General features: G+C 64.7%; 21 protein-coding genes and 1 tRNA gene. 14 read left to right on the forward strand and 8 right to left on the reverse strand.

Annotation, left to right across the window (positions count from 1 at the left end):
• The first annotated feature begins 10 nt into the window (after positions 1-10).
• From RBT42_RS11035 to RBT42_RS11045, 3 genes are all read left to right on the forward strand, one after another.
• Positions 11-370: an integration host factor subunit alpha gene (locus tag RBT42_RS11035; RefSeq protein WP_320365054.1), complete on the forward strand. Its 360-nt coding sequence runs from the start codon at positions 11-13 to the stop codon at positions 368-370.
• Positions 371-431: 61 nt separating this feature from the next.
• Complete coding sequence (locus RBT42_RS11040) at positions 432-974, forward strand: MerR family transcriptional regulator (protein ID WP_320365056.1); 543 nt, start codon at positions 432-434, stop codon at positions 972-974.
• A gap of 61 nt (positions 975-1,035) precedes the next feature.
• Positions 1,036-1,112, forward strand: a tRNA-Pro gene (locus RBT42_RS11045).
• 76 nt (positions 1,113-1,188) lie between these two features.
• On the opposite strand, the gene RBT42_RS11050 is transcribed toward RBT42_RS11045, so the two are convergent.
• Complete coding sequence (locus RBT42_RS11050; RefSeq protein ID WP_320365058.1) at positions 1,189-1,650, reverse strand: CBS domain-containing protein; 462 nt, start codon at positions 1,648-1,650, stop codon at positions 1,189-1,191.
• Positions 1,651-1,888: 238 nt separating this feature from the next.
• On the opposite strand from RBT42_RS11050, the gene RBT42_RS11055 reads away from it, so the two are divergent.
• Entirely contained in the window at positions 1,889-2,467 is a 579-nt protein-coding gene (locus RBT42_RS11055; protein WP_320365059.1) for an HPF/RaiA family ribosome-associated protein, read from the forward strand.
• 23 nt (positions 2,468-2,490) lie between these two features.
• Here RBT42_RS11055 and RBT42_RS11060 read toward each other — a convergent pair whose 3' ends face one another.
• Entirely contained in the window at positions 2,491-3,078 is a 588-nt protein-coding gene (locus tag RBT42_RS11060) for a protein-L-isoaspartate(D-aspartate) O-methyltransferase (protein ID WP_413785888.1), read from the reverse strand.
• A 94-nt stretch (positions 3,079-3,172) separates the two neighbouring features.
• Positions 3,173-3,979: a MerR family transcriptional regulator gene (locus tag RBT42_RS11065; RefSeq protein ID WP_320365062.1), complete on the reverse strand. Its 807-nt coding sequence runs from the start codon at positions 3,977-3,979 to the stop codon at positions 3,173-3,175.
• A gap of 119 nt (positions 3,980-4,098) precedes the next feature.
• On the opposite strand from RBT42_RS11065, the gene RBT42_RS11070 reads away from it, so the two are divergent.
• Together RBT42_RS11070 and RBT42_RS11075 are read left to right on the forward strand one after the other, a co-directional pair.
• Positions 4,099-5,784 (forward strand): long-chain-fatty-acid--CoA ligase, encoded by a 1,686-nt coding sequence (locus RBT42_RS11070; RefSeq protein WP_320365064.1) that lies wholly within the window; start codon positions 4,099-4,101, stop codon positions 5,782-5,784.
• A gap of 2 nt (positions 5,785-5,786) precedes the next feature.
• Complete coding sequence (locus tag RBT42_RS11075) at positions 5,787-6,380, forward strand: chalcone isomerase family protein (RefSeq protein WP_320365066.1); 594 nt, start codon at positions 5,787-5,789, stop codon at positions 6,378-6,380.
• Between the two features lie 94 nt (positions 6,381-6,474).
• Here RBT42_RS11075 and ubiE read toward each other — a convergent pair whose 3' ends face one another.
• Genes ubiE through RBT42_RS11090 form a run of 3 tightly spaced genes read right to left on the reverse strand, consistent with a single transcriptional unit; the run spans position 6,475 to position 9,787 of the window.
• Positions 6,475-7,206: a bifunctional demethylmenaquinone methyltransferase/2-methoxy-6-polyprenyl-1,4-benzoquinol methylase UbiE gene (gene ubiE, locus RBT42_RS11080; protein ID WP_320365067.1), complete on the reverse strand. Its 732-nt coding sequence runs from the start codon at positions 7,204-7,206 to the stop codon at positions 6,475-6,477.
• Between the two features lie 20 nt (positions 7,207-7,226).
• Positions 7,227-8,522: an NAD(P)/FAD-dependent oxidoreductase gene (locus RBT42_RS11085; RefSeq protein WP_320365069.1), complete on the reverse strand. Its 1,296-nt coding sequence runs from the start codon at positions 8,520-8,522 to the stop codon at positions 7,227-7,229.
• 41 nt (positions 8,523-8,563) lie between these two features.
• Positions 8,564-9,787 (reverse strand): GGDEF domain-containing protein, encoded by a 1,224-nt coding sequence (locus tag RBT42_RS11090; RefSeq protein ID WP_320365071.1) that lies wholly within the window; start codon positions 9,785-9,787, stop codon positions 8,564-8,566.
• A 176-nt stretch (positions 9,788-9,963) separates the two neighbouring features.
• On the opposite strand from RBT42_RS11090, the gene RBT42_RS11095 reads away from it, so the two are divergent.
• The 8 genes from RBT42_RS11095 (at position 9,964) to RBT42_RS11130 (ending at position 18,186) form a co-directional block, all read left to right on the forward strand.
• Complete coding sequence (locus tag RBT42_RS11095; protein WP_320365073.1) at positions 9,964-10,782, forward strand: TIGR00266 family protein; 819 nt, start codon at positions 9,964-9,966, stop codon at positions 10,780-10,782.
• A gap of 26 nt (positions 10,783-10,808) precedes the next feature.
• Positions 10,809-11,645 carry an EI24 domain-containing protein gene (locus RBT42_RS11100; protein WP_320365075.1) on the forward strand — a complete coding sequence of 279 codons (837 nt, stop codon included), beginning with the start codon at positions 10,809-10,811 and terminating at the stop codon, positions 11,643-11,645.
• On the forward strand, positions 11,642-12,439 hold the full coding sequence (locus RBT42_RS11105; RefSeq protein WP_320365077.1) for a competence/damage-inducible protein A: 798 nt from the start codon (positions 11,642-11,644) through the stop codon (positions 12,437-12,439). Before RBT42_RS11100 ends, RBT42_RS11105 begins: the two co-directional genes overlap by 4 nt.
• Positions 12,440-12,673: 234 nt before the next feature.
• Positions 12,674-14,092, forward strand: coding sequence for a type I glutamate--ammonia ligase (glnA, locus tag RBT42_RS11110; RefSeq protein ID WP_320365078.1), 1,419 nt, complete (start codon positions 12,674-12,676; stop codon positions 14,090-14,092).
• Positions 14,093-14,237: 145 nt separating this feature from the next.
• Positions 14,238-14,795, forward strand: coding sequence for a hypothetical protein (locus RBT42_RS11115; protein WP_320365079.1), 558 nt, complete (start codon positions 14,238-14,240; stop codon positions 14,793-14,795).
• A 59-nt stretch (positions 14,796-14,854) separates the two neighbouring features.
• Positions 14,855-15,937 (forward strand): nitrogen regulation protein NR(II), encoded by a 1,083-nt coding sequence (glnL, locus tag RBT42_RS11120; protein WP_320365080.1) that lies wholly within the window; start codon positions 14,855-14,857, stop codon positions 15,935-15,937.
• Positions 15,938-15,989: 52 nt separating this feature from the next.
• On the forward strand, positions 15,990-17,594 hold the full coding sequence (gene ntrC / locus RBT42_RS11125) for a nitrogen regulation protein NR(I) (protein WP_320365082.1): 1,605 nt from the start codon (positions 15,990-15,992) through the stop codon (positions 17,592-17,594).
• Positions 17,595-17,694: 100 nt separating this feature from the next.
• Positions 17,695-18,186: a hypothetical protein gene (locus tag RBT42_RS11130; protein ID WP_320365084.1), complete on the forward strand. Its 492-nt coding sequence runs from the start codon at positions 17,695-17,697 to the stop codon at positions 18,184-18,186.
• Between the two features lie 45 nt (positions 18,187-18,231).
• Here RBT42_RS11130 and RBT42_RS11135 read toward each other — a convergent pair whose 3' ends face one another.
• Together RBT42_RS11135 and rbbA are read right to left on the reverse strand one after the other, a co-directional pair.
• Positions 18,232-19,371 (reverse strand): ABC transporter permease, encoded by a 1,140-nt coding sequence (locus RBT42_RS11135; RefSeq protein ID WP_320365086.1) that lies wholly within the window; start codon positions 19,369-19,371, stop codon positions 18,232-18,234.
• Positions 19,368-22,175, reverse strand: a complete 2,808-nt coding sequence (gene rbbA, locus RBT42_RS11140) for a ribosome-associated ATPase/putative transporter RbbA (protein WP_320365138.1) — start codon at positions 22,173-22,175, stop codon at positions 19,368-19,370. Before rbbA ends, RBT42_RS11135 begins: the two co-directional genes overlap by 4 nt.
• Between the last annotated feature and the right edge of the window lie 4 nt (positions 22,176-22,179).

A 22,179-nucleotide genomic window follows, 5' to 3' on the forward strand; every position in this document is an offset into this window, starting at 1 on the left:
GGCCGTCGACATGAATGACAAGATCAGTGACCTGACCGTGCTGTTGCCGACCATCGAAACGCCCACCCTGACCAAGGCGGAGTTGTCGGAGATGCTGTTCGACCGTCTGGGCCTCAACAAGCGTGAGTCCAAGGACATGGTCGAGGCCTTTTTTGACTCGGTGCAAGGGGCTTTGATCGAGGGGCAGGATGTCAAGCTGTCGGGCTTTGGCAACTTTCAGATCCGTCGCAAGGCTGCCCGTCCGGGGCGCAATCCGCGCACGGGTGAGGTGATCCCCATCGAGGCCCGCAACGTGGTGACCTTCCATGCCAGCCAGAAGCTCAAAGGCATGGTGCAGGGCGACGTTCCGTCTGACGAAGACTTGGAGTAAAGTCAGTCCTCTTTGCCCGCGGCATGTGATGCGGGCAAGGTTCTTCTTGCTTTAGGGACACATGGACCGCGTCGACAGCGCTTTGCCGCCCATTCCTGCCAAACGCTACTTCACCATCGGTGAAGTGAGCGAGTTGTGTCTGGTCAAGCCCTATGTGCTGCGGTACTGGGAGCAGGAGTTCGTTCAGCTCAAGCCGATGAAGCGCCGGGGCAACCGGCGCTACTACCAGCATCATGAGGTCTTGTTGATCCGCCGCATCCGGGAGTTGCTGTACGAACAGGGCTTCACGATCAGTGGGGCGCGCAACCAGCTGGCCGAGGGCAACGCCCATCGGCATGTCCACGAGGCCGTGGACGAGGATGCGCCGCATGAAGCCGCTGTGGCGGCCTTGCCGGTGGATCTGGCCGCACCGGCCGTGATGGCGGGCGCGACGTCGCCGGCGTGGAGCAGCGGCACGTCGAGCCGTGCCTTGCAAGCCAGCGTGTCGGCCACCGTGGGCGCGGCTTGGGGTGCACCCGACCTGGCCGAGATGCAATCGCTGGATGGACAGACGGTGCTGGCCTTGCGCGAGGCCCTGGTGTCGATCCGCGATTTGTTGGCTTGACGCAAAAAATTTCGGGCGTCTTGCAAATCGATGAATTTCCAGCATATAATTTAATTCTTGTCGGGGCGTAGCGCAGCCTGGTAGCGCACTTGCATGGGGTGCAAGGGGTCGCGAGTTCGAATCCCGCCGCCCCGACCAAGAAATAGCCGAAACCCGGTATCGAAAGATACCGGGTTTTCTGCTTTCTGGGCCTGCCGACAGGTTGGGGGCGGCTTCACTGGCGCCGCTGGCGCTCACGCCGGTTCTCGTTGCGAATGGTTGCGACGAGCAAGGACAGTTCCTCGGCCAGAACCTCCAGGGCATCGTCCAAGGTGACCAGTCCCAGCAGCGCTTGCCGCTCGCCGACGACCGGAACGCGACGCACGCCGTGATCACGCATGGTGCGCATCAGGTCAATCAGGGAGGCGTCCTCTCCGACCGTCACAGCTGGTTCGCTCATGACCTCGCCTACGGTCAAGGTGCCCGGGTCCATACCGGGGGCGATGACGGCGGTCACGATGTCCCGGTCGGTGAGCAGTCCGGCCACGGTGCGAATGCCCTGAGCCTCATCGACCACGACCAGGGCGCCAACATGAGCCTCCCGCATCAATTGGGCGGCCGTGACCAGCTCGGTGTGGCGAAAGGCGATGGTCACCTCGCGTGTACAGACTTCCCCTGCGTTCAATCGTTCACCCATGGCCGTCTCCCTGGCTGATGTGAAGATGCCCCGTTCAGGCCTGCGACATCTGGCTGTAAAGGGCGGACAGACAGATCACCGGCCGATGATGACGACTTCACCTGGCTGGGTCAATCGGATGCATTGACAAGGGGCTTGTCTTCGCCGCAGTATGGCGACCCGGTGGCCTCCTCATGTCGTGCCGTATTGCTTGAAGTGGGCTGAGCAGTCCTTGTTGTTCATCCATGGAGCAAATCAAATGACCGCTTCACCAGCGCCCGTTGTGCAGGTCACCTTCCGGAATCTGGATCATTCGGATGCGATCGAAGCCAGGATTCTGGAACACGTGGACAAGCTGGGGACGTTCTACCCCACCATCATGAGTTGCCGTGTGGTGGTGGAAGAGCGCCATCGTCACCACCAGCAGGGCAACCTCTTTCACATTCGCATCGACACCCGGGTGCCGGGGCATGAGCTTGTCGCCGACCGCGAACCCGAGCAGCATCACGCCTACACCGATGTCTACGTGGCCATCCGCGATGCCTTCGATGCGATGCGGCGCCAACTGGAGGATTTGTTGCGTCGCCAACAAGACAAGGTCAAGACGCACGAACCGCAGGGCCATGGCCGGGTGGCCGAGATTGAGCCGGAGCGGGACCGTGCCTGGATCGAGGCGCCTGACGGGCGGATGTTCTATCTCAACCGCAACAGCCTGATCGAAGGGGACTTCGACCAACTGGCCTTGGGGGATGAGCTGCGATTTGCCGAGGAAATGGGCGAAGAGGGCCCGCAGGCGAGCAGCGCCTACCTGATCGGCAAGCACCACATAGGTGGTTGAAGGCCGGGACCACCGGACTGCGCTCAGTGGGTCAGGGGGACGAAGGCCACCGGCAGCACATCGCGCTCGTCCAGTTGGCTTTCGGCGCCTTTTCGGATCACCCTCAGGATTTGGCCAAAGTGGCTTGGGCCCACCGGCATCACGAGCACACCGCCGGGTTTGAGTTGTTCAATCAGCGCCAGGGGGACCTGAGGGCCGGCGGCCGTCACGATGATCGCGTCATAAGGGGCATGCTCGGGCCAGCCCTCGCTGCCATCGCCTTCGCGCACGCTGACATTGTGATAGCCCAGGCGTCGCAGCCGTTCCTTGGCTTGTTCGGCCAAGGCTGGCAGGACTTCGACCGAGTACACATGCTTGACGAGTCCAGCCAGGACGGCTGCCTGATAGCCTGAGCCCGTGCCGACTTCGAGCACGACCTGATCGGCTTGAGGCTCGAGCAACTCCGTCATCAGGGCGACGATGTAGGGTTGGGAAATCGTTTGACGGTGCCCGATCGGCAAGGGCATGTTCAGGTAGGCCGAGTCCTGGAGGTCGTCGGGCACAAAGGCCTCGCGCCGCACCTGTCGCAGCGCCTGCACGACGCGCTTTGACAGCGAGGCGCGGCCGGTCATGTCCTGCGTGTCGCGCACCTCGGCTTCGATCTCGTGGAGCAGGGCGTCATGGGCACGTTGATGGTTGTGACTCATGGCGCCTCCTCGCGGTCCGTCAGTCTCGCAGTTTGCGCTGTTTCTGGATGCTGCGGTCGAATTCCTGCTGCAGCACCACGGGAAAGGCGGCGCTGATGGAGCCGATTGCCAGCGGGCGCAGGCGTTCGAACAAGGCCTTCAAGGGCTCGACCACGCCGGCATCGGTGGCTTTGCCGCCAGCGCTCTCGGCCTTGGCTGCCACGTCCTTGGCCAAGCTTAGAAACAGCTGCTCGACGTAGGCCGTGGCAATGATGCGGGTGTGCTCGATCAAGGTGTCTTGCAGGTCCAGCACTGTGTCGAGTGGCACATGCAGCTCGGCCAGTTGGATGCCGATGCGCTCCAGCGCCGGGCTCAGGATCTCGACCTCGTCCGGGCCGATGCGACGGTACAGGCCGTTCTGGCTCAGGCGCTCTTTCTGCTCGGGGGTCGCGGGCGTGGCCCAATGCGAGGCCATTTCCGAGAGGGCTTTGCGCTTGGGCGCCTCCACGGTGAAGAACGTGGTCGAGAACAGGCCGCTGATCAGCGAGTACTCCGACCAGGCACCCTCAGGGGTGTTCTCCAGCATGTCCTTGATCGTGTCAAGGCGAAAGCCTTGCTGACGCAGATCGCGGATCAGCTCCAGCTTGCCCTGATGCTCGTGGTCATACAGGCCGAGTCGGCCCTTCAGCCGCGGTGGGGGCATGAGCCCCGCGGTCTGGTAGGCGCGGATGTTGCGCACACTCACGCCCGTGCGTGCCGATAACTCTTCCACGGTGATCTCCGGGTCGGTGCTGTCGGGCGCACGGGTGGGGCGGGCGCGTGAAGAATTGGCAGATTTGGGATGCATCGGCTGGGCGAACGCTGAATGGACGACATGATACCGATCGCATGTTGCAGAGTTAATGTAACATTCCGCTTGTTGTGTTAATGCGGCTGGTCGTGTACGCGCCGTCGTCTGAGGTGTTCATGGAAAAAATCTGGTTGAAGCATTACCCTGCGGGCATGCCGCAGGAGATCGACGCGAGTCAATACGGTTCGCTGGTGGCCCTGTTGGACGAGGCCATGCGCAAGTACAAGGACCGCGTGGCCTTCCGTTGCATGGGTGCCTCGCTGACGTACGCGGACGTGGACCTGTTGTCGGCGCGCGTGGCGTCGTGGCTGCAGGCCCAGGGCCTCAAGAAGGGCAGCCGCGTGGCGGTGATGATGCCCAATGTCTTGCAGTACCCCGTGGTGGTCGCCAGCATCTTGCGCGCGGGCTGTGTGGTGGTCAACGTCAACCCGATGTACACGCCGCGTGAGCTGGAGCACCAGTTGCACGACAGCGGCGCCGAAGCCATCTTCATCCTCGAGAACTTTGCGACCACGTTGCAGGCCATCCAGGCACGCGGCCACCTCAAGCATGTGGTGGTGGCGTCGATGGGCGACCTGATGGGCCTCGTGAAGGGCGCCCTGACCAATTTCGTCGTGCGCCGTGTGCGCAAGATGGTGCCAGCCTGGTCGTTGCCGGGCTATCACCGCTTTGGCCAGGTGCTTACCGAGGGTGCACGCCAGGCCTACCAGCCCGTGCCGCTGACGGCCGATGACGTCGCTTTCTTGCAGTACACCGGCGGTACCACCGGTGTTTCCAAGGGCGCCACGCTGCTTCAACGCAACCTGCTGTCCAATGTGCTGCAGTGCGAAGCGTGGCTGATGAACGGTGTAGACCGTCAGGCTTTTCCGCAGCTCAATGTGGTGTGCGCCTTGCCGCTGTATCACATCTTCGCGCTGACGGTATGTGCGCTCATGGGCATCCGCAATGGCGCCTGCATGCTGCTGATCCCGAACCCGCGCGACATTCCCGGTTTCATCAAGGAGTTGTCGCAGTTCCGCTTCCACCTGTTCCCCGCGGTCAACACGCTTTACAGCGGCCTGATGAACAACCCCGAGTTTGCCAAGCTGGACTTTTCCAGCCTGCAGGTGACGATCGGGGGCGGCATGGCGGTGCAACGCGCGGTGGCCGAGCGCTGGAAGGCGATCACGGGCAAGCCCATCATCGAAGGCTACGGCCTGTCAGAGACCTCGCCAGTGGCGTCCTGCAACCCCAACAACATTGAGCTGTACACGGGCACCATCGGTTTGCCACTGCCGTCCACTGAGATTTCCATCCGTGACGATGACGGGCAGGAAGTTGCCTTGGGCCAGGCCGGTGAGATCTGCATTCGCGGCCCGCAGGTGATGGCGGGCTACTGGCACCGTGCCGAGGAAACTGCCAAGGTCATGACGGCAGACGGCTTCTTCAAGACCGGCGACGTGGGCGTCATGGACGAGCAGGGCTACGTCAAGATCGTGGACCGCAAGAAGGACATGGTGCTGGTCTCGGGCTTCAATGTGTATCCCAATGAGGTGGAAGACGTGGCGGTGTCGCACCCCGGCGTGCTGGAGGCCGCAGTGATCGGCGTGCCGGACGTTCATTCGGGCGAGGCGGTGAAGCTGTTTGTCGTGCGCCGCGACCCTGAGCTGACGAAGGAAGACCTGGCCGAGTTCTGCAGGGAACAGTTGACCGGCTACAAGCGACCCAAGTACATTGAGTTTCGCGACGAGTTGCCCAAGTCCAATGTGGGCAAGATTTTGCGTCGTGAATTGCGTGATGCCGATCTGAAGAAAGCCGCCTGATGATGAGTTCCCTGACCAAGAAGATCGCCAGTGCGGCACTGTCTGCTTTGTTGCTGGCCGTGGTGCCGACGGCGCATGCCGCCCGTGACGTGGGTGGTGTTCGTTTTGAAGATCAACTGACGCTGGCCGATCAGCCCCTGGTGCTCAACGGCGCAGGTTTGCGCGTCAAGATGATCATCAAGGTGTACGCGGTGGGTTTGTATGTGCCGCGTCGCGATGCCTCGGCGGCGTCCGTGCTGAACCAGCCCGGCCCGAAGAGTGTGCGCATCGTCATGCTGCGCAATGTGTCGGCCGAGCAGTTGGCCGACAGCCTGGTGACCGGCATTGAAGACAATGCGTCCTCGGCCGAGCAGGCGGTCTTGCGCAAGCGTCTGGAGGCGCTGCAGGCCACGATGCTGAAAGTGGGCGAGGCGCAGAAGGGCTCGGTGATCCAGCTCGATTACGTACCTGGCCAGGGCACCCACATCACCCTGGGTGGCAAGGCGCTGGGCCAGGACATCGCGGGCGAGGACTTCTACCGCGCGCTGCTGAAGATCTGGCTGGGTGAGCGTCCGTCTGACAATGCGCTCAAGCGAGATCTGCTGGGCGTGTCCTGATGCAGAGCGCCTGCGGGCGCCGCAAAGCAAAAAGGCCGGTGTGATCACCGGCCTTTTTTTTGCGCCTGGACGAAGGGCAGGGGCTGCGATCAGATCAGCACTTGATGCCCATGTGCAGGGCCACGACGCCACCGGTCATGTTGTGCACGTCGACGTGGCCGAAGCCGGCTTCCTTCATCATGGCCTTGAGGGTGGCCTGATCAGGGTGCATGCGGATGGATTCGGCCAGGTATTGGTAGCTGGCGGCGTCCCCGGCGACGAACTGCCCGATCTTGGGCAGGATCTTGAAGGAGTACCAGTCGTACGCCTTTTCCAGCGGCTTGGCGACTTTCGAGAACTCCAGCACCAGCAAGCGGCCGCCCGGCTTGATCACGCGGCACATTTCCTTGAGGGCGATGTCCTTGTGCGTCATGTTGCGCAGGCCGAAGGCCACCGTGACGATGTCGAAGGTGTCGGTGGGGAAGGGCAGCTTTTCGGCGTCGCAAAGCGTGGTGGGCAGGGCCACGCCGCTGTTGAGCAGGCGGTCGCGGCCGGTGCTCAACATGGCTTCGTTGATGTCGGTGTGAACCACCATGCCGCTGGGGCCGACGCGCTTGGCAAAGGCCTCGGACAGGTCTCCGGTGCCGCCGGCAATGTCGAGCACCTTGTGGCCTTCGCGCACGCCGCTCGCGGCGATGGTGTAGGTCTTCCACAGGCGGTGCAGACCCATCGACATCAGGTCGTTCATGATGTCGTACTTGTTGGCGACGGAGTCGAACACACCGCGAACGCGTTGTGCCTTCTGGGACTCGTCAACCTGCTGGAAACCGAAGTGCGTGCTGCTCATGTCGGCATCTTACTACCGGGTTAGCCTGCTGCCGACCCAGGGGTGGGGGAGAGGGCGCGGCCGCAGGCGACGCTGCTGGCCCAGGCCCACTGGAAGTTGTAGCCGCCCAGCCAGCCCGTCACGTCCACCACTTCGCCAATGAAGTACAGGCCGGGCACCTTTTTGCTCTCCATGGTTTGCGAGCTGAGTTCGCGGGTGTCCACGCCGCCGGCCGTGACCTCGGCCTTGGCGTAGCCCTCGGTGCCGCTGGGCACGATGGACCAGGCGTTGGCCGATTGGCCCAGGGCGTCCAGGTCCTTGTCCTTGAGTTCAGCGAGGGCGGCGTCCGGGCGCAGCGAGGGCGAGATGCGCACGGCTTGCTCGGCCAGCCAGGTCTGCGCCAGACGCTGGGGCACGGCCTCACCCAGGGCGCGGGCCCATTCGGTGGACAGCTGCTTGCGTGAGCCGGCCTTGGCCTGCTTGAGGCTGCCAGCCAGGTCGCGCTGCGGGGTCAGGTTCAGCGTGAGCGCCTGGCCAGGTTGCCAGTAGCTGGAGATTTGCAGGATGGCGGGGCCGCTGAGTCCGCGGTGGGTGAAGAGCAGGTCTTCGAGGAACAGCGGGGCGCCGCTTTTGCCGCGCTTGCCTTTGGCGCCGCTGGCCGCCGGGGTGCTGACCTCCACCTCAAGTGAGATACCGGCCATGGGCACAAAGGGCGCCCAGGTGTCGGCCGCAAAGGTGAGCGGCACAAGGGCAGGGCGCAGCGGCACGATCTGATGGCCGAGTTGGGCGGCGAGCTTCTGGCCGAAGTCGGTGGCGCCGATCTTGGGGATGGCCAGCCCACCGGTGGCGATCACGACCTGATGAGCCCGGATGAGGCCGCGGTCGGAGTCGATCTCAAAGCGGATGGCGTCGGTGTCGGCGGCATGCAGGGGCCGAACGGCTTGAACGGCGCAAGGCTGCCAGCGCGTGACCTGACCGGCTTCGCATTCACGCAGCAGCATCTGGATGATGTCGTTGGCGCTGTGTTCGCAAAACAGCTGCCCGCGGTGTTTCTCGTGCCAGGCAATGCCGTGGCGTTCGACCATGGCCAGAAAGTCCTGCGGGGTGAAGCCCGCCAGGGCCGAGCGGCAGAAGTGGGGGTTCTCGCTGAGGAAGTTGGCCGGCGTGACCTCACGGTTGGTGAAGTTGCAGCGCCCGCCCCCTGAAATGCGGATCTTTTCGGCGACTTTGGGAGCGTGGTCCAGCAGCAGGACCTTGAGACCGCGCTGGCCCGCCACGCTCGCACACATCAGACCGGCCGCGCCCGCGCCGATCACCACCACATCGTAAGAAGACATGGCCCGATTGTCGCTGCTTCGGCCGCCCGCTGGGCCGTGATTCAGAAGCCGCTGTGGCCGAGCGGCTGGCTGGGCGAGAACACCGGCATGCCGTCGTCGTCTTCGGCGGACACGAAGCGGGAGTCTCCCTGGCTGCGGGCTTCGTCCAGCGCCTGGGAGGCGCGGCGGATGGCGTCGGTCAGGGCCTCGTCGGGCTGAACCTGCACGACGCCGAAGCTGACGCTCAGGGGATGCTGCTTCAGGGACTGCCGGTTGCGTTCGACGTGAGCCACCATGCGTTGTGCCACATGCAGCGCATCCTTGACGGTGGTGTCGGTCAGCAGCGCCACGAACTCGTCGCCACCGAGACGGCCCATCAGGTCGCGGGTGCGCAGCAGGCGCCGGGCGCTGCTGGCCAGCAGCTTCAGGGCTTCATCGCCGGCAGCGTGGCCGTGCTGTTCGTTGATGCGCTTGAAATGGTCGATGTCGAACATCATCAAGGCGGCCGAGCCCGGGGTGCTCAGGCGCAGGGCCTGGGTGCCCATCTCGGTGAAGTGGCGCCGGTTGGGCAACTGGGTGAGCATGTCGAAGTCGGCCATGACACGCAGTTGCCGGTGTGACTCGCGCAGGTCGTGCTCGGTGCGTTCGTAGGTGAGCAGCAGGCAGATGTAGACCGAGAAGATGACGCCGGCCACCAGGGCCACGAGCACCGCCGGCTGCTGGATGTGGTCGGGGGCGGTGACCGGGGTGCCCCAACTGCTCAGGCCGGACAGCAGACGGGGCACCTGGAGCAGGGCGGCCGAGACGAGGTAGAGCAGCAGGGCCTTGAGGTAGGCGCTTTGGCGCCAGTCACGGATGGCGTGGATCTGCCAGGCGGCGTAGAGGAAAAAGCCGATGCTGACGAAGCTGAAACTGGCCACGCGCGCGCCCAGGTCGTCGGGCAGGCGTTGGTCGAGGGTGAGCAGGGCCCAGAAGCCCAGGGCCAGCAAGGCGCCATCCATCCACTGGGGCGTGCGGAAATCGGTGCGCGCATAGAACTGCCGCATCCCCACCAGCATGGTCATGGGCCATTGCAGCCACAGCAAGACCGACAGGGCCGGCAGCCAGGGGTGGGTGTCGCGCAGCAGCAGACACACGGCGCTCAGCAGGGTGAGGCCCTGTGCGGCGGTCCACCACCAGAAGCCGCGGTAGGTGCGTTGGGTCAGGCCCACCAGCGTCATGATGACGGTGGTGGTCAGGAGCACCACGCACACCACCAGGGCCAGGGTCGGGAGATGAAGCGACATCGAAGAGGGGGTGAGGCGGTTGGCGTGGGCCAGATGGCATCAGGGGCTGCGGATCTCGGCCACAATAATCGCAGAGCTTTCGCTCTGCTGCCGCAGCATGCAGGGCATTGTGCGCCCCGCGGCAGGCGTGTGTCACCCCGCTTCCTGGGGTGCGGAACTGGTTGGAGTGTGGATTCATGGCCATGGACGTGGTGGATTACGAGATCAAGGGCGCCGAGATGCAGTTCGTGGAGGTCGAGCTCGACCCTGGTGAAGCGGCAATTGGCGAGGCGGGCTCCATGATGTTCATGGAGCCCGGTGTCGAGATGGACACGGTCTTTGGCGACGGCTCGGGCCAGCAGGGGGGCGGGCTGTTCGGCAAGTTGCTGGGCGCCGGCAAGCGCCTGATCACCGGTGAGAGCCTGTTCACGACCGTCTACACCAACCAGGCCAGCGGCAAGAAGCGGGTGGCCTTTGGCGCCCCGTATCCGGGCAAGATCCTGCCGATGGACCTGCGCCAGTTGGGCGGCACCCTGATCTGTCAGAAAGACTCGTTCTTGTGTGCGGCGCGTGGGGTGTCCCTGGGCATCGCCTTGCAGCGCAAGCTGGGCGCCGGTTTCTTTGGCGGCGAAGGTTTCATCATGCAGAAGCTCGAAGGCGATGGCATGGCCTTTGTGCACGCGGGCGGCACGGTGGTGCGCCGCGACCTGCAGGCCGGTGAGACCCTGCTCATCGACACCGGCTGTGTGGTGGCTTATACGCAAGGCGTGGATTTCGACATCCAGTACGTCGGCAAGATCAAGACGGCCCTGTTCGGCGGTGAGGGCATCTTCCTGGCGCGCGTGACGGGGCCCGGACAGGTGTGGCTGCAAAGCCTGCCTTTCTCGCGCCTGGCTTCGCGCATTTTTGCCGCGGCACCCCAGGCCGGCGGACGCAGCCGTGACGAGGGCTCCTTGTTGACGGGCGTGGCCGGTGGCTCCTTGCTGGGTGGCTTGCTGGGCGGGGACCAGGAGTGAGCGGGAACGTGCCGCCCCTGGGGCGAATGCTGGACGCAGGCTGGCGTGCGCTGGCCTATTGCCTGATGCCTCAGGTGATCTGGCTGTCGTTGCTGCCTTTGCTGTTGGCGGCGGTGGTGCTGGGCGCCCTGGCCTGGTGGGGCTGGAGCGATGGCGTGGCCTGGGTGCGCGTCGTGCTGGACGGCTGGTCGGTCAGCCAGCATGTGCTCTCGGCCCTGGACAATTGGGGCTTGTCGCAGTTGCGCATGGCCGTGGCCCCCCTGGTGCTGGTGCTGGTCGTGATTCCGCTGGTGGTGGTGATGTGCCTGCTCCTGGTGGCCGCCTTGATGACGCCCGCCCTCGTCAAGCTGGTGGTGCGACGACGCTTTCCGGCGCTGCAGTCGCGCCATCAGGCCTCCGTGTGGCAAAGTCTGTGGTGGTCGCTGCGCGCCACGGTGCTGGCGCTGCTGGCCCTGGGCGTGAGCCTGCCGCTGTGGCTGCTGCCTCCGCTGGCGGTGGTGCTGCCGCCCTTGATCTGGGGGTGGCTGACCTACCGTGTGCTGGTGTTCGACACCCTGGCCGACTGGGCGACGCCGCAGGAGCGCGAGCACCTGCTGCGCTCGCAACGTCCGGCCTTGCTGACCATGGGTGTGATCGCGGGCTACCTGGGCGCGGCCCCGGCGGCGCTGTGGGCCTTGGGGGTGCTGGCGCTGGCCCTGGCGCCTTTCATCCTGTTGTTGTCAGTGTGGATCTACACGCTGGTGTTTGCGTTCGCCGCGTTGTGGTTTGCGCACTTCCTGCTGCCGGCACTGAGCGCGCTGCGTGCCGAAGCCTCTTCTCCTGAACCTTTGACGCCGCTGCTTGCGGCAGGTGAACCTTCATGATCGGCATCATCATCATTGGCGACGAAATCCTCAGCGGACGTCGCCAGGACAAGCATCTGAGCAAGGCCATCGAGTTGCTGGGCGAGCGCGGCATGGCGCTGTCGTGGGCTCGTTATGTGGGCGATGACCCGGAGCGGATCACCGAGGAGGTGCGTCACGCCTTGACGAGCGGGGACGTGGTGTTCTCGTTCGGTGGCATCGGCGCCACGCCCGACGACTGTACGCGGGCCTGTGCCGGTCAGGCCGCAGGCCGCCCCCTGGTGCTGCACCCACAGGCGCGGGAATTGATCTTGCAGCGCAGCCAGGAGATGGCCGAAGAGGCGGGGCAGCCCTTTGATCCGGGCGCTCCCGACATCCTGCAGCGCCTGCAGATGGGCTTCTTCCCCGAAGGCGCGACCATCTTGCCCAACCCTTACAACCGGATCCCCGGCTTCTCGCTGGAAGGGCGGGTGCACTTCATGCCGGGCTTCCCGGTGATGGCCTGGCCCATGATGGCTTGGGCGCTCGATCACCTGCACCGTGAGCTGCATGGCTCGGGGCGCAAGCGAGAGAAGGCCATCGTGGTGTATGGCGGCATCGAGTCGCTGTTGACCCCCTTGATGGTGGCGATCGAGGCGCGCTTTGCGCCGGTCAAGGTTTTCAGTCTGCCCAGCGTTGACCATCCGGTGCATGGCCGCCACATCGAACTGGGGGTGAAGGGGCCGACCGAGCTGGTGGAAGCGGCGTTCACGGAGCTGCAAGCCGGACTGTCTCAGTTTGGTGCATCGACTGGCCCCATAACGGTGCGCGACTGATCTCCTTAAAATAAATGCACCGATGTGGTGCATTGCGCTGAATGCGTGGGTCGGCAGTGGTCAAACACGGCCGGCGCATGTACATTCAGCCCCTGTTTCAGTGCGTGCACCGATCCGTCGGGTAATGGGCGCGATGGCACGCTTTCTGCATATACATTGGGCGCTGTCTCCGGGTCGCTTGAGACAGCTTCAAATTTCTCGCTTTTACATTCAGCCTCTGGCTAGGAGCATCTGATGGCCAACAAGACCGTCGCCGACGTGATGAAGATGGTGAAGGACAACGAAGTGAAGTTCGTTGACTTCCGTTTTACCGACACCCGCGGCAAAGAGCACCACACCACGGTGCCCGTTTCTCACTTTGACGAAGACAAGTTCGAATCGGGTCACGCCTTTGACGGTTCGTCGATCGCTGGTTGGAAGGGCATCGAAGCCTCCGACATGCTGCTGATGCCGGACCCCAACACGGCCAACATCGACCCCTTCTTCGAAGAGCCGACCCTGCTGCTGACCTGCGACGTGATCGATCCGCACGACGGCAAGCCTTACGAGCGCGATCCTCGCTCGCTGGCCAAGCGCGCTGAGGCCTACCTGAAGGCTTCCGGCCTGGGCGACACCGCTTTCTTCGGTCCGGAGCCCGAGTTCTTCGTGTTCGACTCGATCCGCTGGGGCAACGAAATGTCCGGCAGCTTCTTCAAGATCGAATCGGAAGAGGGCGCCTGGAACACCGGCACCTCCTACGAGCACGGCAACAACGGCTACCGTCCCACCGTGAAGGGTGGCTACTTCCCCGTGCCTCCCGTGGACTCCGGTCACGACATGCGCTCGGAAATGTGCCTGATCCTGGAAAGCCTGGGCATTCCTGTTGAAGTGCACCACCACGAAGTGGCCAACGCCGGCCAGATGGAAATCGGCACCCGCTTCAGCACCCTGACCGAACGCGCTGACTGGCTGCAACTGCAGAAGTACGTGATCGTGAACGTGGCCAACGCCTACGGCAAGACCGCCACCTTCATGCCCAAGCCCATCGTTGGCGACAACGGTTCCGGCATGCACGTTCACCAGTCCATCTGGAAGGACGGCAAGAACCTGTTCGCTGGCGACGGCTATGCTGGCCTGAGCGAATTTGCTCTGTACTACATCGGCGGCATCATCAAGCACGCCCGTGCTCTGAACGCCATCACCAACCCCGGTACGAACTCGTACAAGCGTCTGGTGCCCGGCTTCGAAGCTCCGGTGAAGCTGGCTTACTCGGCCAAGAACCGCTCGGCCTCGATCCGTATCCCGTATGTGGCCAACCCCAAGGCTCGCCGCATCGAAGCGCGCTTCCCCGATCCTTCGGCCAACCCGTACCTGGCTTTCGCCGCGTTGATGATGGCTGGTCTGGACGGCGTGGAAAACAAGATCCATCCGGGCGAAGCCGCCACGAAGGACCTGTACCACCTGCCTCCGGAAGAGGACGCACTGGTGCCGACCGTCTGCCACAGCCTGGATCAGGCTCTGGAATACCTGGACAAGGACCGCGCGTTCCTGACCAAGGGTGGCGTGTTCACCAATGAGTACATCGACGCTTACATCGAGCTGAAGATGCAGGAAGTGACCCGCTTCCGCATGGCCACGCACCCGGTCGAATTCGACATGTACTACAGCCTGTGATCCTTCGGGATCGGGCCTGGGGTTGACATCCCGATACAAAGGGCGGCGCGAGTCGCCCTTTTTTCTTGGCCCCGGCGTCCGCGCAGTCGGAACCGCTGGGGCATACTGGGATCGAACCTCAGGCTCTGCATTTCAGAAACAGGACATGACGCACTTCACCTTGCCACCTTCGCTCGCTTTTTCTCGACTGTGGCGCCCTGTTGCCTGCCTGACATTGGCACTGGCGCCGGTGGGGGGCACGGCGTACGCGCAGCAGGTCTACCGTTGCCCCGGCAACTTGTACACCGATGCGCTGTCTCCGAAAGAGGCGGCGGCCAAGGGTTGCAAGACGCTGGACGGTGCCCCGATCACGGTGATCCAGTCGGTCACCCCGCGGGCGGCCTCCGGTGGCAATCGCAGCGCCGGCGGTTCAGCCGCAAGCAGCTCGCCCGAGAACAAGGTGGCGTCTGAGGAGCAAAAGGCCCGCGACACCGATGCCCGTCGCATTCTGGAAGCCGAGTTGCGCAAGGAGCAGGCGGCCTTGGACGCCTTGAAGAAGGAATACAACAACGGCCAACCCGAGCGCCGGGGCGACGAACGCAACTATCAGAAGTATCTGGACCGCGTCAATGAAATGAAGGCCGCCTTGACGCGCAAGGAAGCCGACGTGGCCTCTTTGCAGCGAGAGCTGAGCAAGTTCGGCAGCGGCGGCGGCGCGAAGTAACGCATCCATGGGACCCAGGGATGGAGAGATCCCCGAGAACGAGTGACCCTCAGTGGCAGATGCTGACCCAGCACAGTCTGCCCGACCATCTGGAGACCCTGGATCACCTGGCCACCATGGTGTCGGTGGTGACGCCAGAGGGGCTGTGCTTGTTTGCCAACACGGCCTTTGAGGAGGCCCTGGGCCTGTCACGCCGCGCCATGCTGGGCCTGTCGATGTTCGACTGGCTGGTGGACGCGAGCGTGCTGCGCGATGTGGTGGCCGCCGTGGCGCGCAATGATTACGCGACCAGCCGCCTGAACGCCGAGTTGAAGCGGCACCTGCATTTGCAGGTGGGCGAGGTCATGTCGGTGCAGGTGATTGCTACCCGGCTGGAGCACGGCGACCTGGTGTTGGTGGAACTGGTTGAGGCAGAGCAGCAGACGCGCCAGGAGCGCGAGGAGCGCGTGCTCGACCAGGCCAAGGCCAACAAGGAGCTGATCCGTAATCTGGCCCACGAAATCAAGAACCCGCTGGGCGGCATCCGCGGGGCGGCGCAGTTGCTGCAGATGGAACTGGAGTCACGCTCGCTGACGGAGTACACCCAGGTCATCATCCATGAGGCCGACCGGCTGCAGTTGCTGGTGGACCGCTTGCTGGCGCCGCACCGGCGTCCGCATGTGGTGGGCGATGTGAACATCCACGAGGTGTGCGAGCGGGTGCGTTCGCTGATCCTGGCTGAGTTTCCACGGGGCTTGCGCGTCTGGCGGGACTACGACACGTCCTTGCCCGAGTTCCGGGGTGACCGAGAGCAACTGATCCAGACCGTGTTGAACATCGCGCACAACGCGGCGCAGGCGCTCACCGAGCGGGTGGCGGCGGGCGATGCCTTGTTGACGTTGCGCACGCGGGTGGCGCGGCGGGTGACGATCAACCGGCAGTTGCACCGCCTGGCACTGGTCTTGCATATCGAAGACAACGGCCCGGGGATACCGGAGTCCATCCGTGATCGTATTTTTTACCCGCTGGTGTCGGGGCGTGACGGGGGCTCTGGCCTGGGTCTGACTCTGGCTCAGACCTTCGTTCAACAGCATCAAGGCACCATCGAATGCGAAAGCGAGCCCGGACGCACGGTATTCAAGATCCTGATACCGCTGCCTTGACGTCCGGTCTGGCGTTTGCACGCGGTTCGGGATGCCCTAACCAGACCACAGCATGAAACCCATCTGGATCGTTGACGACGACCAATCCATCCGCTTTGTGCTTGAGAAGGCACTCGCGCGCGAGGAAATTCCCGTGCGCAGTTTCACCAACCCCCGCGATGTGCTGATGGCGCTCAATGACGACGAGCCGCAGGTGCTCGTGACCGACATCCGCATGCCGGGCGGCTCGGGCATTGACCTGCTGAGCAAGGTCAAGGAGCGCCTGCCGGGCCTGCCGGTCATCATCATGACGGCCTACTCCGATCTGGACAGCGCCGTGTCTGCCTTCCAGGGCGGAGCCTTCGAGTACCTGCCCAAGCCGTTTGACCTGCCCAAGGCCGTCGAGCTGATCCGCCGTGCGGTGGACGAGAGCGTGCGCGAGGAGGTGATCGACGAGCGTGTCACCCAGATGCCCGAGATGCTGGGGCAGGCCCCGGCGATGCAGGACGTCTTCCGGGCCATTGGCCGCTTGAGTCAAAGCAATGTGACGGTGATGATCACCGGCGAGTCGGGCTCGGGCAAGGAGTTGGTGGCGCGCGCGTTGCACAAGCACAGTCCGCGCGGCAACGGGCCGTTTGTGGCGATCAACACCGCGGCCATCCCGAAAGACCTGCTGGAGTCGGAACTGTTCGGCCATGAGCGCGGGGCCTTCACCGGCGCGCAGACCATGCGTCGGGGGCGCTTCGAGCAGGCCGATGGCGGCACGCTGTTCCTGGACGAAATCGGCGACATGCCGTTTGACCTGCAGACCCGTTTGCTGCGGGTGCTCAGCGATGGGCAGTTCTACCGCGTGGGCGGGCACCACCCGATCAAGAGCAATGTGCGTGTGATCGCGGCCACGCACCAGAACTTGGAAGAGCGGGTGCGCCAGGGCGTGTTCCGCGAGGACTTGTTTCACCGCCTCAATGTGATCCGCCTGCGCTTGCCTCCCTTGCGCGAACGCCGCGAGGACATTCCGACGCTGACGCGTTTCTTTTTGCAAAAGAGCGCCAAGGACCTGGGCGTGGAAGCCAAGCGGATTTCGGAGGCGGCACTGGCACGTCTGGCAGCGTTCGACTTCCCCGGCAACGTGCGTCAACTGGAGAACGTTTGCCACTGGCTGACGGTGATGGCGCCGGCGCAGGTGATCGAGAGCAAGGACTTGCCGCCCGAGTTGCTGGACGGTGCGGCGGGTCCGCTGGGGTCTCTGGCACCCTTGAATGGCATGTCGTCCGTGCTGGGCAACGCGGGGGCGGCCGCGCTGGGCAGTGCCGGGGCGGCGCCGGTGTCGCTGGACGATGCCTTGTCAGGATCGGTGGGCGCGCTCGGTGACGCCACCGTGAACGGGGCCAATGGCGCGTTGCACGGCGGGAACGATGCGACGCCGGCTTCGCTGACCGAGGTGCTGGGCGTGCCGGCCACGCCGGCGTGGTTGCGCGATCTGGAGCGCGATGCGCGTCAGCGCCTGGAGGTGGGGCAGCCGGACGTCTGGGACGTGCTGACCCGTCAGTTCGAGGCCTGCCTGATCCATTCGGCGCTGGAGTTGACGCGAGGCCGTCGCATTGAGGCGGCGCAGAAGCTCGGCATCGGGCGCAACACCATCACCCGCAAGATCCAGGAGCTGGGCATGGACGAGTGAGGGGCGGGGCACGCGTCCCGTTCGACTCGGCTACAGTGGCGCCATGGTGCAGCGTCGCAAGGCGCTGCGGCCCTCCCTGTCTGTGAGTCGAGGTGTTCTCATGAAGCAAATGATGTCGATGGCCGCCAAGGCCATGTCGGTGGTGTCGCTGTGTGTGTTGGCGGCCTGTTCCACCACGAGCCCGGATGTGATCAAGCCGGGTGATGCCCAGCGCCTGTCCCAGGTGGCCGATGGCGTGGTGCTCAATGTGCGCCCGGTGGTGGTGGAGGGCAGCCAGAGCGGCATCGGCGGGGGTACAGGTGCCGTGATCGGTGGCATTGCGGGCGCCGGTGGCACCAGCAACCCGCGAGGTTCGGCCATGGCCGGCGTGGCCGGTGCGGTGGTCGGCGCCGTGGTGGGTCATGCGGTCGAGCGTTACGGCACCCGTGAGGATGCCGTGGAAATCCTGCTGCAGCTGTCGAATGGTGAGCGCCGCGCCATCGTGCAGGCCGAAGGCAATGAAACCTTCAAGCCCGGTGACGCCGTGATCCTGGTGACGACTGGCGGCAAGACCCGCGTGATGCTGGCGCCGAAGGTCAACGCACCGCGTTGAGGATGATGCGGAGGCCGCAGGGCCTCCGGTCCGCAGTGCGCCGGCTCAGCTTTGCATGCTGCTGACCGTGCTGCGAAAGCGCTTGAGGGCCGCTACAAAGAAGGCGGTCCCGATCAGGCCAATGGCGGCAAACTGCGGCCACACGATGCTCAGATCAGCCCCTCGGTAGAGGATGGCCTGGGCAAAGCTGACGAAGTGCGTGGTGGGCGCGCCCATCATCAGGTAGCGCACCAGGTCGGGCATGCTTTCGCGTGGCGTCATGCCGCCTGAGAGGATCTGCAGGGGCAGCAGCACCAGGATCATCAGCAGGCCCATTTGTGGCATGGAGCGCGCCACGGTGCCCAGGTAGATGCCCATCGAAGTGGTGGCAAACAGGTGCAGGGCGCAGCCGGTGAGGAACAGGCCGATGGAGCCGCTCACGGGCATTTGCAGGGCGTCTCGCAGCACAAACTGCAAAGCGAGGGCCGTGGCCAGCAAGACCACCGCCCCCATGGCCCAGACCTTGGCCAGCATGATTTCCGACGGTTTGACCGGCAGCACCAGCAGGTGCTCGATGGTGCCGTGCTCGCGCTCGCGGATCAGCGCGGCACCGGTCAGCACGATGGAGAGCATGGTGACGTTGTTGATCAGCTCCATCACGCCCATGAACCAGGTGTTGTCCAACGCTGGGTTGAAGCGATTGCGGATGGCCAGGTCCACGACCGGCGTGCTCACCACGCGGTCACCGGCCAGGTACTCGGCCACCTCGCCGAGGGCGATGCTCTGGATGTAGCTGGCGCCCAGGAAGGCTTGGCTCATCTGCGTGGCGTCCACATTGAGCTGGATGCTGGGTTGCTTGCCCGCCAGGACATCGCTCTGAAAGTCGGGCGGGATGTCCATCACGAAGGTGAAGCGGCCTGCGTCCATGCCCGCGTCCATGTCCTGCAGCCCGATGGCTGTGGGCTTCATGAAGGTGGGCGGGTAGAAGGCGTTGACGATGCGCTGAGACAGCGGGGACTGGTCCTCGTCGACCACGGCGATGGCGGCGCGGTGCAGCCGGTCAGGCGCGGCCTTGGCGGCGGTGTAGAGCGCGCCGGAGAAGGCCCAGATGACAAAGAGCAGCAGCAGGCGGTCGCGCCACAGGCTGCGCAGCTCCTTGAGCCCGAGTTGCCAGATGTGGCCTAGGGAAGTGAGCACGCTGTTCATGTGTCCTGCTTTTTCAAGAGGAGGACGCTGGCCAGCGTCAGCACCGGGATGATGACGAGCAGCGGGACGAAGTAGGTCCACAGGTCCGTCAGCCCCAGGGCCTTGGAGTAGGTGCCGCGGCTGATGATGAGGAAGGGGCCGGTGGGGTAGATCTGGCCCATCAGGGCTCCCACGCCTTCGAGGGACGAGACCGGGTTGATCAGGCCGGAGAACTGGATGGCCGGCAGCATGGTGGCCAGCGCGGTCCCGAAGATGGCCGCGATCTGGCTGCCGGTGAAGGTGGACATCAGCAGGCCAAAGCCGGTGGAGGCGGTGACGTAGAGCACGGCACCGATGAAGAGTGTGAGGAAGCTGCCCTTGAGCGGCACGCCAAAGCCCCAGATGGCCATGGCAGTCATCAGCAGGAAGCTCAGCATGGCGGTGCCAATGTAGGGCAGTTGCTTGCCGAGCAGGAATTCCAGCTTGGTGACGGGGGTGACGTAGAGGTTGGTGATGGAGCCCAGTTCCTTTTCACGCACCACGCCCAGCGCGGTGAGCATGGCCGGGATGAACATCAGCAAGATGGGGATGACGGCCGGCACCATGGCGAACAGGCTCTTGACATCGGGGTTGTAGCGGTAGCGCACTTCCAGCGAAGCGGGCGAGGCCACCGGGATGCCGTGCAGCGCGAGCTGCTCGCTCAGGTAGGTCGCGTGCAGGCCCTGGACGTAGCCGGAGACGGTTTCGGCGCGCTGGGGCATGGCGCCATCGACCCACACGCCGATGGTGGTGGGGCGTCCGCGCTGCAGATCGGCCGAGAAGTTGGGCGGGATCTCGATGGCCAGGCTCAACTCGCCACTGCGCATGCGCCGGTCGAGATCGGCATCACTTTGCAGCGGTGCCTCTTCCAGGAAGTAGGGCGACCCGGCGATGTTGAGCACGTAGTCGCGGCTGAGGGCGGTCTGGTCGCGGTCGAGCACGGCAAAGCGCAGGTCCTGCACATCCAGGCTGATGCCGTAGCCCATGATGATCATCAGCAGGGCCGAGCCAATCAGGGCCAGGGTGAGGCGGATGCGGTCGCGTTGCAGCTCCAGCGATTCGCGGTGCGCGTAGCTCAGCAGGCGGGCCAGGCTGAAACGAGGTGGGCGGCGGTGGACTGAGGCGGCCTCGCGAGGCGGCGCGGCTGCATCGGGTGTCAGCTCGGCACGGGGCTCACTGTCCGATGTCTCTGCGGTTGCGACAGGCCGGTCCGATGAGCGCACCGGCGAAGGTGATGCGATGGAGGTGCTGTCCTGCTCGGCCTGCGCCCGCTCCAGCAACGCGATGAAAGTGTCTTCCAGCTTGGCGTAGCCGTGGCGCTGCATCAGCTCGGCGGGCGTACCGCTGTCGAGCACGCGCCCGGCGTGCATCAGCGAGATGCGGTCGCAGCGCTGGGCCTCGTTCATGAAGTGGGTGGAGATGAACAGGGTCACGCCATCCTGACGCGAGAGCTGGAGCATCAGTTCCCAAAACTGGTCGCGAGCGATGGGGTCGACGCCCGAGGTGGGTTCGTCCAAGATGAGCATGTCTGGCCCGTGGACAACTGCCACCGCCAGCGACAGGCGCTGGCGGACGCCCAAAGGCAGCTTGTCGGGCAGTTCGTCGGCGACGTCGGCCAGCTCGAAGCGGGCCATCATCTCGGCGATGCGCGCCTCGCGTTGGGCGGCGGGCACTTCGAAGATGCGCGCGTGCAGGTCGAGGTTCTGGCGCACGGTCAGCTCGCCGTACAGCGAGAAGGCCTGCGACATATAGCCCACGCGGCGGCGCACCGACAGGTCGTGCGCGTTGACGGACTGCCCGAACAGCTCCGCATGGCCTTCGCTGGGCGGCAGCAGGCCGGTGAGCATCTTCATGGTCGTGGTCTTGCCGCAACCGTTGGAGCCCAGGAAGCCGAAGATCTCGCCACGGTGGATGCTCAAATTGACCCGGTCGACCGCCGTGAAGTCGCCAAAACGGCAGGTGAGGTCGTGCGCCTCAATGGCGATCTCCCCGTCAGCACTGGCGTGGGGGGGCACGATCAGTTCGCGGTGGCCTTCGCGGCGTTGCGCGGGCAGCAGGGCGATGAAGGCCCCCTCCAGCGTGTCGCGCTGGGTGCGTTCGCGCAGTTCCGCTGGGGTGCCGGTGGCGAGCACGCGGCCGGCGTCCATGGCGATCAGGTGGTCGAAGCGTTCGGCCTCTTCCATGTAGGCGGTGGCCACCAGCACGCTCATGCCGGGGCGGCGCACGCGGATGCGGTCGATCAGCTCCCAGAACTGGCGGCGCGACAGCGGGTCCACGCCGGTGGTGGGCTCGTCGAGGATCAGCAGGTCGGGGTCGTGGATGAGGGCGCAGCACAGGCCGAGTTTCTGCTTCATCCCGCCGGAGAGCTTGCCAGCCGGGCGGTCGGCAAACGGGGCGAGACCGGTGGCCTGCAGTAGGTCGGCCATACGGGCCTGGCGCTCGGCGGGGGCGTGGCCGAACAGGCGGCCGAAGAAGTCGACGTTCTCGGCCACCGACAGGGTGGCGTAGAGGTTCTTGCCCAGGCCCTGAGGCATGTAGGCGATGAGGGGACACACGTTGCGACGGTGAGCGGCCTGCGCCATGTCGCCATCAAGCACCTGCACCTGGCCCGTCTGGATGCATCTGGCCCCGGCCAGCAGTGCCAGCAGCGTTGATTTGCCCACGCCATCTGGCCCGATGAGGCCGACCATGCACCCGGCCGGGATGCTCAAGCTGACATCGTCCAGCGCGGTGATCCGCTTGTAGCGGTGGGTGAGGCCCTGGACCTGGGCCACGGGCCGGGTCATGGCG

Source organism: Aquabacterium sp., from assembly GCF_034003525.1.
Classification (GTDB): Bacteria; Pseudomonadota; Gammaproteobacteria; order Burkholderiales; family Burkholderiaceae_C; genus Aquabacterium.

Coding starts and splice junctions, on each gene's coding strand:
- ntrC (WP_320365082.1), top strand. CDS start 15,990: ATGAAACCCATCTGGATCGTTGACGACGACCAATCCATCCGCTTTGTG.
- RBT42_RS11130 (WP_320365084.1), top strand. CDS start 17,695: ATGAAGCAAATGATGTCGATGGCCGCCAAGGCCATGTCGGTGGTGTCG.
- RBT42_RS11085 (WP_320365069.1), bottom strand. CDS start 8,522: ATGTCTTCTTACGATGTGGTGGTGATCGGCGCGGGCGCGGCCGGTCTG.
- RBT42_RS11135 (WP_320365086.1), bottom strand. CDS start 19,371: ATGAACAGCGTGCTCACTTCCCTAGGCCACATCTGGCAACTCGGGCTC.
- rbbA (WP_320365138.1), bottom strand. CDS start 22,175: ATGACCCGGCCCGTGGCCCAGGTCCAGGGCCTCACCCACCGCTACAAG.
- RBT42_RS11075 (WP_320365066.1), top strand. CDS start 5,787: ATGAGTTCCCTGACCAAGAAGATCGCCAGTGCGGCACTGTCTGCTTTG.
- RBT42_RS11050 (WP_320365058.1), bottom strand. CDS start 1,650: ATGGGTGAACGATTGAACGCAGGGGAAGTCTGTACACGCGAGGTGACC.
- RBT42_RS11065 (WP_320365062.1), bottom strand. CDS start 3,979: ATGCATCCCAAATCTGCCAATTCTTCACGCGCCCGCCCCACCCGTGCG.
- RBT42_RS11105 (WP_320365077.1), top strand. CDS start 11,642: ATGATCGGCATCATCATCATTGGCGACGAAATCCTCAGCGGACGTCGC.
- RBT42_RS11035 (WP_320365054.1), top strand. CDS start 11: ATGAATGACAAGATCAGTGACCTGACCGTGCTGTTGCCGACCATCGAA.
- RBT42_RS11070 (WP_320365064.1), top strand. CDS start 4,099: ATGGAAAAAATCTGGTTGAAGCATTACCCTGCGGGCATGCCGCAGGAG.
- RBT42_RS11060 (WP_413785888.1), bottom strand. CDS start 3,078: ATGACCGGCCGCGCCTCGCTGTCAAAGCGCGTCGTGCAGGCGCTGCGA.
- RBT42_RS11055 (WP_320365059.1), top strand. CDS start 1,889: ATGACCGCTTCACCAGCGCCCGTTGTGCAGGTCACCTTCCGGAATCTG.
- RBT42_RS11040 (WP_320365056.1), top strand. CDS start 432: ATGGACCGCGTCGACAGCGCTTTGCCGCCCATTCCTGCCAAACGCTAC.
- RBT42_RS11100 (WP_320365075.1), top strand. CDS start 10,809: ATGCTGGACGCAGGCTGGCGTGCGCTGGCCTATTGCCTGATGCCTCAG.
- RBT42_RS11090 (WP_320365071.1), bottom strand. CDS start 9,787: ATGTCGCTTCATCTCCCGACCCTGGCCCTGGTGGTGTGCGTGGTGCTC.
- RBT42_RS11115 (WP_320365079.1), top strand. CDS start 14,238: ATGACGCACTTCACCTTGCCACCTTCGCTCGCTTTTTCTCGACTGTGG.
- glnL (WP_320365080.1), top strand. CDS start 14,855: ATGCTGACCCAGCACAGTCTGCCCGACCATCTGGAGACCCTGGATCAC.
- ubiE (WP_320365067.1), bottom strand. CDS start 7,206: ATGAGCAGCACGCACTTCGGTTTCCAGCAGGTTGACGAGTCCCAGAAG.
- RBT42_RS11095 (WP_320365073.1), top strand. CDS start 9,964: ATGGCCATGGACGTGGTGGATTACGAGATCAAGGGCGCCGAGATGCAG.
- glnA (WP_320365078.1), top strand. CDS start 12,674: ATGGCCAACAAGACCGTCGCCGACGTGATGAAGATGGTGAAGGACAAC.